General features: G+C 58.1%; 1 protein-coding gene. It reads right to left on the bottom strand.

Annotation, left to right across the window (positions count from 1 at the left end; genetic code table 11):
* The coding region (gene tuf / locus F1735_RS33805; RefSeq protein WP_167241405.1) for an elongation factor Tu at positions 1 to 1,025 on the bottom strand (1,025 nt) is incomplete at both ends.

Genomic DNA, 1,025 nt, shown 5'->3' on the forward strand with positions numbered 1-1,025 from the left:
CCTTCTTCCATCGCGATCGGGTTGATCAGCTTGACGGTGATCGACACGTTATCGCCTGGCATAACCATTTCTTTGTCCGCTGGCAACTCGATCGAACCAGTCACGTCCGTGGTACGGAAGTAGAACTGTGGGCGATAGTTGTTGAAGAACGGGGTGTGACGGCCGCCTTCGTCTTTCGACAGGACGTAGATCTCACCGGTGAAGTGATTGTGCGGCTTGATCGAGTTTGGCTTCGCCAGAACCTGACCACGCTGGACATCTTCACGCTTGGTGCCGCGCAGCAGCAGGCCGACGTTGTCGCCGGCTTGACCCTGGTCCAGCAGCTTGCGGAACATTTCCACGCCGGTGCAAGTGGTCTTGACGGTGTCGGAGATGCCGACGATTTCGATTTCTTCGCCGACTTTAACGATACCGCGCTCGATACGACCGGTCACAACGGTGCCGCGACCCGAGATCGAGAACACGTCTTCCACTGGCATCAGGAAAGCGCCGTCGATCGCGCGCTCTGGCGTTGGGATGTAGGTGTCGAGCGCATCGGCCAGGGCCATGATCGCGACTTCGCCCATTTCGCCGGTGTTGCCTTCGAGGGCCATACGGGCCGAACCCTTGATGATTGGCAGGTCGTCGCCTGGGAACTCGTATTTCGACAAGAGCTCACGCACTTCCATTTCAACCAGTTCCAGCAGCTCTGCGTCATCGACCAGGTCGCACTTGTTCAGGAACACGATGATGTAAGGAACGCCAACCTGGCGTGCCAGCAAGATGTGCTCGCGGGTCTGTGGCATTGGACCGTCAGCTGCGGAGCAAACCAGGATCGCGCCGTCCATCTGCGCTGCGCCGGTGATCATGTTCTTGATGTAATCGGCGTGGCCTGGGCAATCGACGTGAGCGTAGTGGCGGTTAGCCGTTTCGTACTCGACGTGCGCGGTGTTGATGGTGATGCCGCGTGCTTTTTCTTCCGGTGCTGCATCGATCTGGTCGTATGCTTTTGCTTCGCCGCCGAATTTCTTCGACAGAACGGTTGC

Origin of the sequence: Massilia genomosp. 1, from assembly GCF_011682185.1 — a bacterium.
Taxonomy (GTDB): domain Bacteria; phylum Pseudomonadota; class Gammaproteobacteria; order Burkholderiales; family Burkholderiaceae_D; genus Telluria_A; species Telluria_A rubra.